Raw genomic sequence first — 15,009 nt, forward strand, 5'->3', positions numbered from 1 at the left:
TCTTGAGCGCCATGGCCGCCGCCGTGCTGCTGGCCGCCTGCGCGGCGCCCGAGTTCAAGCAGCCGCAGATCGAGACGCCGGCGGCGTTCAAGGAAGCGCAAGCGCCCGCCGTGCAGACGGCAGCCGACGGCACGCGCTGGAAGCAGGGCGTGCCAGCCGAGCGCCAGGCGCGCGGCGAGTGGTGGCTGGCCTTCAATGATCCGGCTCTCACCAGCTTGATCAACGAAGCCACGCAGGCGAACGCCAACCTGGCCGTGGCCGCCGCCCGCGTCAAGCAGGCGAGGGCGATTGCCGGCATCGCCGAAGCGGACCGCATTCCGCAAGTGGGCGTCAACGTGGGCGGCCAGCGCAACCGCGCTTCCGCCGTGTCGCTCGGCTTGCCGAACGGCGCGCCGGTGGCGGCGACCAACGTCTACCAGGCCAGCCTGACGGCCAGCTACGAAGTCGATCTGTTCGGCAGGGTGGCATCGAACGTCAGCGCCTCGCGCAGCGATGCGCTGGCCGTGGAAGCGACTTACCGCTCGGTGCTGCTGTCGCTGCAGGCCGACGTGGCGCAAACCTACTTCCAGTTGCGCGCCACGGACGCCGAGCTGGCGACACTGGAACAGACGGTGCGCCTGCGCGAGGAAAGCGTGCATGTGAACCAGCGCCGCTACGACCTGGGCGACATCGGCGAATTCGATTTGTCCCGTGCCCGCACGGAGCTGTCGACCGTGCGCGCCGAAGCCATCGGCCTGCAGCGCCAGCGCGCCACCAGCGAGCATGCGCTGGCCGTCCTGCTGGGCAAACCTGCCGCCAGCTTCACGGCGGGCGTCAACCCGCTGCAGGACAGCGGCTTCCTGCCCGTGATCCCGGCCGGCATGCCATCGTCGCTGCTGGAACGCCGTCCCGACATCGCCTCGGCACAGCGCACCATGGAAGCGTCGAATGCGCGCATCGGCGTGGCCAAGTCGGCCATGTTCCCGGCGTTGACCCTGAACGCTTCCGGCGGCGGCGCGTCCGATACCTTCTCGGATATCTTCAAGTGGAGCAGCCGCTCCTGGCTGCTGGGCGCCCTGATGTCGATGCCCATCATCGACGGTGGCCGCAACAAGGCGGCCGTGAGCCGCAGCGAAGCGCAGCTGGAAGAGTCGGTGGCGACGTATCGCCAGAGCGTGCTGGTGGCCTTCGCCGAAGTGGAAGACAACCTGGCCGGCCTGCGCATCCTGTCAGGCCAGACGCAGCAGATCGACGAAGCCGTCGTCTCGGCGCGCCGCTCGGCCGACCTGGCGCAAAAGCTGTACGATGCGGGCCGTTCCAGCTACCTCGATCTGCTGGACGCGCAGCGCAACCTGGCGGCCATCGAGCGCAACGCCGTGCAGCTGCGCGGCAACCGGGCCGTCACCACGGTGGCGCTGATCCGCGCCCTGGGCGGCGGCTGGGGCGAGACGGAGCCGCAAGTCGCGGCCAACTGATTCCCGGCATCGCGGGCTGGCATCCCCGGCCCGCGGCAAGGAAAACATCGCGAAACGGCGTCGGGCATCTGCACGGCGCCGTTTTTTTTGAAAACCAGTTGAATCCGTTTGCGGACAGGCCGCGTAAATACTCCTGCAATCACGCAAACGCAGTCATCCAGGAGATACCATCATGCGCACCATCGTTCCCGCAGCTCTGTTCATCACCTCCATGCTGGCCGCCAGCGCCCCCTTTGCCGCCGACATGGCGACCATGGTGGGCGGCCAGAGCATGTACCCGAGCAAGGACATCGTCGACAACGCCGTCAATTCGGCCGACCATACGACCCTGGTCGCCGCCGTCAAGGCGGCTGGCCTGGTCGACACCCTGAAAGGCAAGGGGCCGTTCACCGTGTTCGCGCCGACGAATGCGGCCTTCGGCAAGCTGCCGGCCGGCACCGTCGAGACCCTGGTCAAACCGGAAAACAAGGCGAGCCTGACGAAAATCCTCACCTACCACGTGGTGCCCGGCAAATACGACTTCAAGGCGCTGGCGAAGGAAATCAAGATGCATAACGGTAAAGCCACCTTGCCCACGGCCAGCGGCGGCAAGCTGATGTTCGCCATGAACGGCATGCACAACATCGTCGTGATGGATGAAGGCGGCAACAGTGCCAACATCAGCACCTATGATGTGTACCAGTCGAATGGCGTGATCAATGTCATCGACACGGTGCTGATGCCGAAATAAATACACAAAAAAGCGGATGAAAAAAAAGACAGGGAAAACCCTGTCTTTTTGGTTTGCGCGGCCGCGATTACTTGGCTGGCGCAGCTGCCGGTGCGGAAGCTGCTGGTGCGGCCGGAGTTGCTGGCGTTGCCGGTGCCGCTTTCTTCGCCTTGTGATGCTTGGCTTTCTTGTGTTCCGCTGGCTTGGCGGCGGCCGGTGCCTCCGCTTTCGCTGCCGGTACAGCTGCAACGGCAGGCGTTGCTGGCGTGGCGGCGGGAGCGGCTGGCGCCTGGGCGAAAGCGGCGGTGGCGAACAGGCTGGCGATCAGGGTGGCGATGACTTTTTTCATGATGAGATCCTTGGTGTTTTTTCGGGTGAATGCAGTGAGAAGGAATTACTTGGCGGGTGCCGCTTCGGCGGTGGCCGATGCCAGCTTTTCGTCAGCCTTGGCCTTGGTTTTCTTGGCCTTGTGGTGGGCCTTGGCCTTGGTGGCGGCCGCTTCCGTTTTGGCGCTGGCCACTTCCGTTTTCGCGGCGACGACGGCTTTCGCTTCTTTTGCGTCCGCTTTCACGACGGCTTGCGCTTCCTTGGCGTCGGCTTTCACGACGGCCTTGGTGTGGGCTGCTTCCACTTTGGCGGGAACCGAGGCTGCTGGCGCTGCAGGCGTCTGGGCAAAGGCAGCGGTGGCGAACAGGCCGGCGATCAGGGTAGCGCTCAGGTTGAAAATGCTTTTTTTCATGGTGCAGTCCTCAGTGGTGGTTTGTCTGGTATGTCTGTTGGTGCCGGGGTGATTCCCGTATCACTGAGCATAAAACGCGCCCCCGGACGCTGGCGTTGACGGTCATTACAAACGCTTACATCTGCGTGGCGTCCGCCTTCAGGATGGCTTGCAGGATGTCTTCAGCTGCCCGCTTGCGCCGCGCGGGCGCGGCGCTTGCGCAGCCATATGATCAGGCCTGTCGCGCTCAGCATGGCCACCACCAGGCCCATGGCGGAAATCAGGATGCGCCCGGGCAGGCCCAGGATGCGGCCCGAATGCAGGGGGAATTGCGCCTGCAGGAAGATGTCGCCCGCGCTGCCCGTGCCGGGCACCACGCCGCCGGCCGGCTTGCCGTCGCGCCCGTCGAAGTACAGCCACGCATTGCCCAGGCCGCCGTCGCCATGGTCGTTGTCCGCCGCGAAGAAGCCGACGCCATACAGGCCGTAGGCGGAAGAATAGAACACGCCGCCGGCCGGCAGCGTCCAGCCCCGCCTTGCCGCTTCCGTCTTCGCCAGCGCGACAACCTGTTCGCGCGTCAGCAGCGGCTCGATGGGGTGTTCCGGCGGCTGCGGCGTGCGGCTGTCGAAGGCGTTCGGGCTGAGCGTGGACAACTTCGCCACCAGGGGACGCATCACCTGGGTTTGCAGATTCATCGACACGGAGGTGACGGCCAGCACCAGCAGCAGCAACCAGACCCACACCCCGCCCGAGCGGTGCAGGTCGAAGTTCAGCCGGTGGCCCCCTTCGCGCCAGCGGAAGGCCAGCGACTTGCGCCAGCTGCGCCAGTTCGGGAACGACAGGTACAGGGCGATGCCGCAGTCAAGGACCCACACGATGCCGATGATGCCCATGAACCACACGCCCAGCTCGATGCCCCAGCCATCGGGAATGTGCATGGTGTAGTGCAGCTTATACAGGAAAGGCAGCAGGTTTTCGCGCGTCAGCGAGACCGCGCCCCACTGGCGCGTGCCCTGGATGGCGCCTGTGGCCGGATCGACGGCCACCTGGTTGAAGCCCGGTTCAAACGGCTTGCCGGTGGCCGGGTCGGGCCGGCCTTCCACCGAGATCAGCGCCGTGTGACCAGGCTCGATCGCCGTGAGCGTGTAGTTCACGCGCAGGCGCCGGTCCTGCGCCTCGAGCTGGCGCGCCAGCTCCAGTCCCGATTTGGCGGGGCCGGCATCGGCGGCACTGGCGGCGCGGAACAGCTGCGGATTGAGCCAGGCGTCGAGCTCGTGGTCCCACGAGATCACGGCGCCCGTCAGGCCGGAAATGAACAGGAAGAGCGCAGCCGCCAGGCCGAACCAGCGGTGCAGAACAACCATGGGAGGACGCAGTCGCATGGCGGCTCCCTAGTATTTCCAGTTCAGGGTGGCGCTGCCATTGCGGCCGGCCGCGTACAGCGACTGGGTCCAGTACAGGCTGGTCAGGTGCTTCTTGTCCGTCACATTGTTCAGGTTCAGCGACAGGCTGACGTTGCGGCTGATGGCATAGCTGGCCATCAGGCCCAGTTGCGCGTAGGCGCCCTGGTGCAGGGTGGTGCCGTCGTCGACCTTGTTGTAGATGGCGTCCTGCCAGGTCAGGCTGGCGCCCACCTTCAGCGCCGGCACCGCCGGCACGTGATAGGTGGTGGCCAGGTGGAAGCGCTTGCGCGGGATGAAGGTGCGCGCATCCTGGCCGTCGTCGCCCTGGATGCGCAGCTGCGCATAGCCGGCGTTCGCCTGCCAGCCTTTCGCCAGTTCGCCCGAGGCATCGAGCTCGAAACCCTGCGATTTCGAATCGACGCCCTTGTAGAACGTCTTGAGGTCGGGCGTGGTGCCGGCCGCTTCGGCCACATTCTTCTGGCGCGTCTTGAACAGGGCGCCGGACAGGTTCAGGCGGCCGTCGAACCAGTCGCTTTTCAAGCCCGCTTCCAGGCTCTTGCCGGTGGCCGCCGCCAGGGTCTGGCCCGTGCGGCCGATGCTGCTTTGCGGGTTGAAGATCTCCGTATAGCTGCCGTAGGCGGACACATGGCGGCCGATGTCGTACACCAGGCCCACGTAGGGCGTGGTGTCGCTCTGCGACTTGGCCTGGCTGACGCCGTACGCGCTGCCCGTGCTGTCGGCCTTGACGGTGTTCACGCCCGCCAGCAGCTTGGCATTGTCGGCCAGGTTGAAACGGGCGGCCAGGTAGGCATTCTTGCGTTCGTCCTTGTAGGCGCTGCCATTGGTCGATGCATCGAAGAGCGGTTCCGGGTAGGAACCGTCGAAGGCCGTGCCGTTCGGCAGGGCCGTGCCGATGCCGCGGCCATAATACGACACGTCGTCCAGCGTGGACTTCGACCAGGCCAGGCCCATGCTGAGGTCATGCCGGCGCCCGGCCAGCGTGAATTCGCCCGTGGCGGCGACATCGAGCAGGCGCTGCTTGTTGGCCGAGGCATAGCGCGAAGGGTAGCTGAACAAGCCGTTGCCCGTGGCCTTGTCCGGCGTGCCGTAGACGTAGAACAGCTTTGAATCCGAGGTGGAGCGGTTGTCGGTGGCGGTGGCCGTCACGCGCCAGTCGGCATTGAACTGGTGCGCCAGTTCGGCGAAGGTGCTGTTGTTGAGGATGCTCCAGCGCGACCAGTCGGCCGACGTCGAGGCGGAAACCGGGTAGTCGGTCGGCGTGCCGTCCGTGTAGGCGACGGGCAGGGCGCCCCACATGCCGCCCCTGGCCAGGTTGTTCTGGTAACTGTGGCCCACGGCCAGGCGGGTGTCCGGCGTCAGCTTCGCTTCGACGATGGCGTAGGCGACATCCTTGCGCGGCGAGTAGCGGTCCAGGTGGGAATCGCCTTCCTCGTGGGCGGCGACGAAGCGCACCGCCACCTTGCCATCGGCGCCCAGCGGCGTGGACACGTCGGCATCGAGCCGGCGCGTGTTCCAGGAGCCCAGCGTGACGCCGGCGGCAGCGGCCAGGCCCTGGGTCGGGCGCTTGCGCACGAAGTTGACGGTGGCCGACGGATTGCCGGTCGAGGAAATCAGGCCATTCGCGCCGCGCACGATGTCGACGCGCTCGAACAGCGCCGTATCGAGGTCACCCATCACATTGCCGAAGACGAAAGGAATGCCCACGCCGTCGAACTGGAAGTTGGTGATGTCGTAGCCGCGCGCCGTGTAATAGCTGCGGTCCGTTTCCACCGCTTCCACCGTCACGCCCGTCGTTTGCGCCAGCACCTTGCTGGCGCTATCGAGCCTGAAATCGTCCATTTGCGCGCGGGTGACCACGGAAACGGCCTGCGGCGTCTCGCGCAGCGACAGGTCGAACTTGCTGGCCGAGGCGCTTTTGCGCGCCGTGTAGGCGTTCGCGTCGCTGCTGCCCGTGACGGTAATGGTTTGCATCACGGGCGTATCTTCGCCAGCGTCATCGGCGGGGGCGCCGTCGGCGCCATGCGCCATGCCGGCGCCGAGCGCCAGTGAAATGGCCAGGGCCAGCGGGCGCAACGACAGCGCGGAGGGGGAGGATGGGGTGGACGGTGCGGCGGAAAGGACGGTGCGACCTGGCATTGAAACGGCTCCTGAATCAAGGATGAGAATGAGAATAATTCTCAATTCTATTTGAGGAGTCGCCGGAATGGGGCCTTTTTGTGACTGAAAAGCGTTGTTTTTTTACATCTTTACATGGTTTTACGCGGGTGCTTCCTGCTGGCGGCCGTAATTGCCGGTCACGCGCAACCATTGCCGGGCGCGAAAAAAAAGACAGCCGAAGCTGTCCTTGGTAATGGGGCGAAGCCACCACGGAAGCGCAGACCCGGCGGAAGCGCTCCCGTGGTCACTGCCGCGATTACTTCGCTGGCGCTGGCGCCGCCGGAACGGCTTCTGCCGCTTTCGCTGCGTCCGCTTTCACTTTGGCTTTGCTGGCCTTGTGATGGGCCTTGGCCTTGCTGACCTTGGCGTCGGCCTTGGCGCTGGCCACGTCGGCTTTCGCATCGGCGACGACGGCCGCTTCTTTCGCATCGGCTTTCACGACGGCCTTGGTTTCCTTGGCTTCCGCTTTTGCTACGGCTTTCGTGTGGGCCGCTTCCGCCTTGGCGGGAACCGGTGCTGCCGGGGCGGCAGGGGTTTGGGCGAAGGCTGCGGTAGCGAACAGGCTGGCGACGAGGGTGGCGATAACTTTTTTCATTGTATTGTCCTGGAGAGTGGTAAGCGATTGTCTGGGTGATTACTTGGCTGCTGCCGGCGCTGCTTCAGCGGTGGCCGAAGCCAGCTTGGCATCAGCCTTGGCTTTGGTTTTCTTGGCTTTGTGGTGGGCCTTGGCCTTGGTGGTGGCCGCTTCCGCCTTGGCGCTGGCGACTTCCGTTTTCGCGGCGACGACGGCTTTCGCTTCTTTCGCGTCCGCTTTCACGACGGCTTGCGCTTCCTTTGCATCGGCTTTCACGACGGCCTTGGTGTGGGCCGCTTCCACTTTGGCGGGCACTGCCGGGGCTGCTGGCGCTGCAGGCGTTTGGGCGAAGGCAGCGGTAGCGAACAGGCCGGCGATCAGGGTAAAAATTGCTTTTTTCATGGTGCAGTCCTCAGTGGTGGTTTGTCTGGTACGTCTGTTGGTGCCGGGATGATTCCCGTGTCACTGAGCATAAAACGCGCCCCGGAAGCTTGCCGTTGACCTTGTTTACACTTTCTTACAATCAGGTGTTTTATCGGCTGTTGTTGCGTGATGCGTACATGAAAACGAAAAAAGACAGCCGAAGCTGTCTTTTTTTCGTGGCGCAAAAAATCGCGCGGAGGGGATTATTTGGCTGCTGCCGCGGTCGCTTCAGCTTTGTCTTCGGCAGCCTTGGCCTTGGCTTTTTTCGCTTTGTGATGGGCTTTGGCCTTGGTGGCGGCGGCATCGGCCTTGGCGCTGGCGACATCGGCTTTCGCATCGGCGGCGACGGCGGCTTCCTTGGCATCGGCTTTCACGACGGCCTTGGTTTCCTTGGCTTCCGCTTTTGCCACTTCCTTGGTGTGCTTGGCTTCGGCCTTGGCCGGCACGGCTGGCGTTTGAGCAAAGGCTGCGGTAGCGAACAAGCCGGCGATCAGAGTAGCGACAATGTTGACAGTGCGTTTTTTCATGATGCAGTTCCTCGAGAAGTGGGGTTGTAGTTCAGGAGATCAATCCCCTGTCACTGAGGCAAAAACGCGCCGTCCGGCAATTGCGTTGACAGGTTTTCTGTCAATTACAAACACTTACATTTGCCGGGGCAGGCACTCTGTTAGCTGGCGTACCGCGCCACGGCCCGCGGCGGCCTAGACTCGATGCCATCGTCACCGCATGGGTCCGCCATGAAAGCCGCCTTGAAAACCTATCAAGCCAAGCGCAATTTCGCCGCCACGCCCGAGCCTGCGGAGGGTGGCGAGGCGGCGGGCGACGGGCTCAGCTTCGTCATCCAGAAGCACTGGGCCAGCCGTCTGCACTATGACTTTCGCCTGGAGCTCGATGGCACGCTGAAAAGCTGGGCCGTGCCGAAAGGGCCCAGCTACGACCCGCGCGACAAGCGCATGGCCGTGCAGGTGGAAGACCATCCCCTTGCCTACGCCGGTTTTGAAGGCACGATCCCCGAAAAACAGTATGGCGCGGGCAAGGTCATCATCTGGGACAAGGGCACCTGGCAGGCCCAGTCCGCCACGCCCGATGCGCGCGCCGCGCTGGCGGCCGGCGAGCTGAAATTCACCCTCTACGGCCACAAGATGCACGGCAACTGGGTGCTGGTGCGCATGAAGGGCAAGGGAGACAAGCGCAGCGAAAAGCAGCCCGCCTGGCTGCTGATCAAGGAAAAAGACGAATATGCCCGGCCGGCGCTGGAATTTTCTGTCGTCGACGAATTCCCCGACAGCGTCAAGCACCAGGCCATGCCCAGGCGCGGGAAGAGCGCGGAGCAGGCGGCAGCGCCCGCCGTCAGGCTGCCCGCCACCCTGTCGCCGCAGCTGGCCACCCTCGTCGATGCGCCGCCGCCGGACGCGCAAGACTGGATTTTCGAGGTGAAATTTGACGGCTACCGCATCCTCGCGCGTTGCGATGGCGAACGGGTCAGCCTGATCACGCGCAATGGCAACGACTGGACGGCGAAACTGCCGAAGCTGCGCCAGGCGCTGGAGCAGCTGGGCTTGCCGCCAGGCTGGTATGACGGCGAAATCGTCGTCAACGACGCCGGCGGCCACCCGGATTTCGGCGCCTTGCAGCGCGCCTTCGATGCGGAAACGACGAGCGACATCGTGTATTACCTGTTCGACGTGCCGTATTTCGACGGCCACGATCTGCGCGGCCAGCCCGTCGAGGCGCGCCGGGCCTTGCTGGAACAGCTGCTGCGGAGTTTGCCCGCCTCGCCGCTGGTGCGCTTCAGCGGCGCGCTCGACGCCAAGCCCCGGCAATTGCTGGCCCACGCCTGCCGCCTGGGGCTGGAAGGCGTGATCGGCAAGCGGCGCGGCTCGTCCTATGTCACGCGGCGATCCGGCGACTGGATCAAGCTCAAATGCGGGCTGCGCCAGGAATTCGTCATCGGCGGCTACACGGCGCCGCAGGGCGCGCGTGAAGGCATCGGTTCGCTGTTGCTGGGCGTGCACGATGCACAGGGCAAGCTGCGTTATGCGGGCAATGTGGGCAGCGGCTTTGACGATGCGGCCTTGCGCGACCTGCGGCACCGCCTCGACGCCCTGGCCATCGAGACGAGTCCGTTCGCGGGCAAGGCGGGCGGCGTGCGCCAGCCCATCTGGGTCAAGCCGGAGCTGGTGGCCGAGGTCGGTTTTGCGCAATGGACCAGCGGCGGCGCCGTGCGCCACGCCGTCTTTCACGGCTTGCGCGCGGACAAACAGCCGGCCGCCATCGTGCGCGAGCGGCCACAGCGGATCGACGGGGAGAAGACGATGCAGAACACATCCACGCTGGACGGCGTCCTGCCGGCCAGTTTCAAGGTCAGCCATGCGGACAGGGTGATCGACAAGGACAGCGGCGCCAGGAAGATCGACCTGGTGCGCTACTACGCGCTGGTGGGCAAGCTGATGCTCGTGCATTTGCGGGGCCGGCCCGTGTCGCTGGTGCGCGCGCCGGCCGGCGTGGGCGGAGAATTGTTTTTCCAGAAGCATGCGGACACGTCCGCCATGCCCGGCGTCCGGCAGCTCGACCCCGGCCTCGATCCCGAGCATGCCTCCATGCTGGAAGTGGCCAGCGTACAGGGCTTGCTGTCGGCGGCGCAGTGGAATGTGGTGGAATTTCACACGCAAAACGCGCTGGCCGGCGCCTACGACACGCCGAACCGCCTGGTGTTCGACCTCGACCCGGGCAAGGGCGTGGCCTGGCCCGCCATCCGCGAAGCGGCCGTGCTGCTGCGCGCCTTCCTGACGGAACTGGGCTTGCCCGCCTGGCTGAAGACCAGCGGCGGCAAGGGCTTGCACGTGGTCGTGCCGATCCGCCCGAAACACGACTGGGATACCGTCAAGGCGTTTTCGCAAGCCATCGTGGCGCACATGGCGCAGCTGATTCCCCAGCGCTTTGTCCTGAAAAGCGGACCGTCCAACCGGGTCGGCAAGATCTTCATCGATTATTGCGCAACGGCCGGGGCGCCACCACCGTGTGCGCGTGGTCGGCCCGCACGCGTTCGGGGCTGGGCATTTCCGTGCCGCTGGCCTGGGAGGAACTCGACCAGCTGAAGGCGGGCGATCAATGGAACGTGGGTAATGTCCACAGCCGCCTCGACGTGGGCAACGGGCCGTGGGATGGCTATGCGCGCAGCGCGAAAGGGCTCGATGCGGCCATGAAAAAGCTGGCCTTTACTCCTCCGGCTTGAATGGCAGGGTGGCGCGCGCCAGTTGCAGGGCTTCTTCGATGGCGGCGTTGAGCAGGGCGATCTCGACGGGTTTGGTCAGGTAGCGGAAAAAACCCGCGGCCAGGCCATGCCGGATGTCGTCCTTCATGGCGTTGGCCGTCAGCGCGATGACGGGAATGTGCGCCGTGCGCGGATCGTTGCGCAGGATGCGCTGCGCCTGGTTGCCATTCATGCCGGGCAGGTTGATATCCATCAGGATGACATCGGGATGGCGTTCCAGCGCCAGCGCGATGCCCTGGCGCGCGTCCGTGGCCGAGATCATGCGCAGATGGGGCAGGAAGCTGACGATGTCTTCCACCAGGCGCAGGCTGGCCGGATTGTCTTCCACGTACAGCAGCAGGGCCTGGCCGTTGACCTCGTCCCCGGTTTCGCCGGCAGGCTCGGATAGCCCCTCCGTGTCCAGCGGCGTGCTGTCGGGCGGCGCGGCCATGGTGTCGAGTTCGATCCAGAACACGCTGCCCACGCCGAGGCAGCTGTGCACGCCCATGCGGCCGCCCATCAGTTCGACCAGGCGCTTGGTGACGACCAGGCCGATGCCCGTGCCTTCTTCGCTGCCGGCCTCCTGCCCCAGGCGGTTAAACGGCTGGAACAATTCGGCCATCTGCGCGTCGTCCAGCCCCTTGCCCGTATCGCGGATGGCGATGCGCACGCACAGCGCATCGGGCTGCGAAATTTCCAGCTCCACCTTGCCGGCCGGGCGGTTGTATTTGATGGCGTTCGACAGCAGGTTCAGCAGCACTTGCTTGAGGCGCGTATGGTCGGCCCTGAGCGTCAGCGCGTCGCAGGCCGGAAAGATCAGGTGGATCTGGCGCTGCTGCGCCTGTTCTTCCACCATCACGCGCACTTCCTCGATCAGCCCGGGCAGCGTCACCGCTTCCATCGACAGGCTCAGGCTGCCTGATTCGATCTTCGCCAGGTCGAGGATTTCATTGATCAGGGTGAGCAGGTGGCGGCCCGAGGTGACGATGTTTTGCACGAAGGTGCGTTTTTGCAGCACGGTCGCGGGCAGGGCTTCGTTGGCCAGCAGCTGGGCAAAGCCGAGGATGGCGTTCAGCGGCGTGCGCAGCTCGTGCGACATGCTGGTGAGAAAGCGGTCCTTCGCCTGGCTGGCCCGCTCCAGTTCGACTTTCTGTTCGTTGAGCGTGCGTTCGATGCGCTTGCGCTCGGAGATGTCGCGGATGGCCGACGACACGAGCACGCCTTCGTCCGTTTCCAGCGGCGACAGGCTGATTTCGACGGGGAATTCGGTGCCGTCGCGGCGCAAGCCATACAGTTCCAGCCCTGCGCCCATGGAGCGGGCGCGCGGCGCCGTGGAAAACGCATGGCGGTGGCGCGGATGGTCGTGCGCGTAGCGGGCCGGGATCAGCACTTCCACATTGCGTCCGAGTAACTCCGCGCGCGAATAGCCGAACAGGCGTTCCGTCTGCGAGTTGACGAGCACGATTTCGCCGTCGCCGTTGACGATGACGATGGCGTCCGGCGCCGATTCGAGCAGGCCGCGGAACTTCTGCTCGGCCCGGCGGCGGTCGCTGACGTCGCGGATGGCGCTGATGACGAAGGTGCCGATCTCCGTCTGGATGGGCGAGAGGCTGATTTCGACGGGGAACTCGACGTTGTCCTTGCGCAAGCCCAGCAATTCCAGGTCGGCGCCCATGGTGCGCGTGCGGGGCTGGTCGAAATAGCGGGCGCGGTGCGCCACGTGCGAATGGCGCAGGCGTTGCGGCAGCAGACTATCGATTTGCCTGCCGTTCAATTCGCCTTCCGCGTAGCCGAACAGGCGCTGCGCCTGCTGGTTGACCAGCACGATGGCGCCCGTGGCATTGACCATGATGACGCTGTCCGGCGTCGATTCGAACAGCACGCGATAGCGTACCTCGACGAACTGGGCGTCGCGCGCCGCCTTCAGCAAGGTCGTGTCCTTCATGGTGGAAATCAGGTAGCGGGGGGCATCCGCCCCGGCCTGTGCGGCCTGGCACGCCACATCGACGTGGATAAGTTCGCCATCCTTGCGCCGCCGCAGCGATTCGCGGTCGTAGCTGCCGTGCAGGGTCAGCTGTTCGTCGATCAGCAGGGCCGCTTCCGCTTGTCCTGGCAGAGAGATCAGCTCCCACAGCGTGCGGCCCAGCGCCTCGTCGCTGGCATAGCCGAAGATGCGCTGGGCACCCACCGTCCAGCGCACGACGGCATGCTCTTCGTTCGTGATGACGACGCCGCCAGGGGCGCCGCTGAGGATAAGCTGATCTAACTCGGCATCCATTTTTTCCGCACGCGAGACAGGGCTTGCCGGCTGGCAGGCCTGTGCATAACGTAGCGAGAAGCTTGATCAAAGTCAATGCATTTGTATTATTGACGCTGCTCCCGGGCCGAGTATTGCGTTTCAGGCCGCCTTGCGCCTGGCGGGCGCCGCTTTGCGGGCGGGGGACGAGGCCGTCCGCTTGCGTGCCGGCGCGGCGGGCGCCTTCTTGCCCAGGCTTTGCTGCAGCAGGGCGACCAGGTCGATCACATTGCTGCCGTGCTCTTCTTCCGGCGCGGGCGCGGGCGGGGTGATGGTCTTGGTCTGTTTCGCCTTGATTTTCTTCTTGACCAGCGCCAGCACGTCTTCGCGGTAGCTGTCGTGGTATTGCTCCGGTTCCCACGCTTCGCTCATGCCTTCCACGAGCGACAGGGCCATCTTGAGTTCCTTGTCGGAAATGCCGGCCGCCTTCAGGTTGCTGGCGGGCAAGTCCAGGTCGTCCGTGGCGCGGAGCTCATCGGCGTAGCGCAGGGTGTTGAGCACGATGGCGTCGTCCACGCAGACGAGCGCGCACAAATGCTGCTTGGTGCGCATGACTACGCTGGCGATACCCACTTTGTTGGCCTTGCGCAAGGTTTCGCGCAGCAAGGCATAGACTTTTTCGCCGCCCTTGGCGGGCAGCAGGTAATACGGGTGCTCGTAAAAGGTCAGCGGCACCTCCGCCGCATCGACAAAGGTCAATATGGCTATGGTTTGCGTGGCCTTCACGTTCGCCTGCCTTAAATCCTCGTCGGACAGCACCACGTATTCGTCCGTCTTGTATTCATAGCCCTTGATGATGTCGTCCCACTCGACTTCCTTGCCCGTCTGCTTGTTGTAGCGCTTGTAGCCGATGGGCGCGAAGTCGCGCCGGTCCAGCATGGACAAGTCCAGTTCATGGTCGAGGCTGGCAGAAATCAGCTCGACGGGGATGTGCACGAGACCGAAGCTGATGGCGCCTTTCCACAGTGCGCGCGCCATCGGCTAGTCTCCCACGCTGCCGGTGACGGGCAGGACGATGCCGCTGATGTAGCTGGAACAGGCGGGCGAGGCCAGGAAGACGTAAGCGGGCGACAGTTCCTCGGGCTGGGCCGGGCGGCGCATGTCCGTGTCCTGGCCGAATTTCTGGATCTCCTCGGGCGACTTGTCGGCCGGATTGAGCGGCGTCCAGACGGGGCCGGGCGCGATGGCGTTGACGCGGATGCCCTTGTCCAGCAGGTTGCCTGCCAGCGCCATGGTGAACGCATGGATGGCGCCCTTGGTGGTGGAATAGTCGAGCAGGTGTTTCGAGCCCTGCAAACCCGTCACGGACCCCGTGTTGATGATGGACGCGCCCCGCTGCAAATGGGGCAGCACGGCCTTGGCCATGTGAAAGTAGCCGTAGACATTGGTCTTCATGGTGAGGTCGAAGCGCTCTTCGCTCAGGTCCAGCAGGGATTCGGCGTGTTCCTGGAAGGCGGCGTTGTTCACCAGCACGTCGATGTGCGTGAACTTGTCCAGCACCTGGCTGACGGCTTGCTGGCAAAAGCCCTGGTCGCGCACGTCGCCGGGAATCAAGAGGCAGCTCTGGCCTTCCGCTTCCACGTAGCGCTTCGTTTCGTTGGCGTCCGCATGTTCGTTCAGGTAAATGATGGCCACGTCGGCCCCCTCGCGCGCATACAGCACGGCCACGGCGCGGCCGATGCCAGAATCGCCGCCCGTGATGACGGCCACCATGCCGGCCAGCTTGCCGCTGCCGCAGTAGTCGGGCGCCAGGAAGCGGGGTTTCAATGCCATCTGCGCTTCGATGCCCGGCTTGTCCAGGTGCTGGGCGGGCAGGGGAGGCGCCGGCTGGCTGCGGCTGCCCGTCTGCACGGGGGGCTTGCTTTCCTGGTCTGGCTTGGCGGCATCGCGGCCATCCTGCTCTTGCTGGATGGCGCGCTGCAAGTTGCCGGCGGACTGGTCCTTGTTTTCGTTCATGCTGGCCTCCCTGGAAACGAAGATCCAGTATCTGCGCGGCGCCGG

At 64.8% G+C, this 15,009-nt stretch carries 12 protein-coding genes and 1 pseudogene; 3 read left to right on the forward strand and 10 right to left on the reverse strand.

Annotated elements, in window-relative coordinates; translation table 11 throughout:
* Positions 1-11: 11 nt before the first annotated feature.
* Both AC0V2Y_RS04135 and AC0V2Y_RS04140 read left to right on the forward strand, forming a co-directional pair.
* Entirely contained in the window at positions 12-1,454 is a 1,443-nt protein-coding gene (locus tag AC0V2Y_RS04135; RefSeq protein ID WP_475414065.1) for an efflux transporter outer membrane subunit, read from the forward strand.
* Positions 1,455-1,626: 172 nt separating this feature from the next.
* Positions 1,627-2,184: a fasciclin domain-containing protein gene (locus AC0V2Y_RS04140; protein ID WP_475414006.1), complete on the forward strand. Its 558-nt coding sequence runs from the start codon at positions 1,627-1,629 to the stop codon at positions 2,182-2,184.
* A 67-nt stretch (positions 2,185-2,251) separates the two neighbouring features.
* On the opposite strand, the gene AC0V2Y_RS04145 is transcribed toward AC0V2Y_RS04140, so the two are convergent.
* From AC0V2Y_RS04145 to AC0V2Y_RS04175, 7 genes are all read right to left on the reverse strand, one after another.
* Complete coding sequence (locus tag AC0V2Y_RS04145) at positions 2,252-2,512, reverse strand: hypothetical protein (RefSeq protein ID WP_475414005.1); 261 nt, start codon at positions 2,510-2,512, stop codon at positions 2,252-2,254.
* Between the two features lie 45 nt (positions 2,513-2,557).
* The gene (locus AC0V2Y_RS04150) at positions 2,558-2,902 is read right to left on the reverse strand and encodes a hypothetical protein (protein WP_475414004.1); all 345 of its coding nucleotides are present in this window, start codon (positions 2,900-2,902) and stop codon (positions 2,558-2,560) included.
* Between the two features lie 161 nt (positions 2,903-3,063).
* Complete coding sequence (locus AC0V2Y_RS04155; RefSeq protein ID WP_475414064.1) at positions 3,064-4,257, reverse strand: PepSY-associated TM helix domain-containing protein; 1,194 nt, start codon at positions 4,255-4,257, stop codon at positions 3,064-3,066.
* Between the two features lie 15 nt (positions 4,258-4,272).
* Positions 4,273-6,441 (reverse strand): TonB-dependent siderophore receptor, encoded by a 2,169-nt coding sequence (locus tag AC0V2Y_RS04160; RefSeq protein WP_475414003.1) that lies wholly within the window; start codon positions 6,439-6,441, stop codon positions 4,273-4,275.
* Between the two features lie 277 nt (positions 6,442-6,718).
* Positions 6,719-7,057, reverse strand: a complete 339-nt coding sequence (locus AC0V2Y_RS04165; RefSeq protein ID WP_475414002.1) for a hypothetical protein — start codon at positions 7,055-7,057, stop codon at positions 6,719-6,721.
* 39 nt (positions 7,058-7,096) lie between these two features.
* Positions 7,097-7,438 (reverse strand): hypothetical protein, encoded by a 342-nt coding sequence (locus tag AC0V2Y_RS04170; protein WP_475414001.1) that lies wholly within the window; start codon positions 7,436-7,438, stop codon positions 7,097-7,099.
* Positions 7,439-7,662: 224 nt separating this feature from the next.
* Complete coding sequence (locus tag AC0V2Y_RS04175; RefSeq protein ID WP_475414000.1) at positions 7,663-7,986, reverse strand: hypothetical protein; 324 nt, start codon at positions 7,984-7,986, stop codon at positions 7,663-7,665.
* A gap of 210 nt (positions 7,987-8,196) precedes the next feature.
* On the opposite strand from AC0V2Y_RS04175, the pseudogene ligD reads away from it, so the two are divergent.
* Positions 8,197-10,694, forward strand: a pseudogene (gene ligD / locus AC0V2Y_RS04180) (DNA ligase D).
* Here ligD and AC0V2Y_RS04185 read toward each other — a convergent pair.
* The 3 genes from AC0V2Y_RS04185 to AC0V2Y_RS04195 all read right to left on the reverse strand — a co-directional run bounded on the left by AC0V2Y_RS04185 (position 10,678) and on the right by AC0V2Y_RS04195 (position 14,964).
* On the reverse strand, positions 10,678-12,990 hold the full coding sequence (locus AC0V2Y_RS04185) for a PAS domain S-box protein (RefSeq protein WP_475413999.1): 2,313 nt from the start codon (positions 12,988-12,990) through the stop codon (positions 10,678-10,680). The pseudogene ligD and the gene AC0V2Y_RS04185 sit on opposite strands and share 17 nt — an antisense overlap.
* A gap of 120 nt (positions 12,991-13,110) precedes the next feature.
* Positions 13,111-13,986: a non-homologous end joining protein Ku gene (gene ku / locus AC0V2Y_RS04190; RefSeq protein ID WP_475413998.1), complete on the reverse strand. Its 876-nt coding sequence runs from the start codon at positions 13,984-13,986 to the stop codon at positions 13,111-13,113.
* A gap of 3 nt (positions 13,987-13,989) precedes the next feature.
* Positions 13,990-14,964 (reverse strand): SDR family oxidoreductase, encoded by a 975-nt coding sequence (locus AC0V2Y_RS04195; RefSeq protein WP_475413997.1) that lies wholly within the window; start codon positions 14,962-14,964, stop codon positions 13,990-13,992.
* Between the last annotated feature and the right edge of the window lie 45 nt (positions 14,965-15,009).

Source organism: Janthinobacterium sp. BHSEK, from assembly GCF_056174685.1.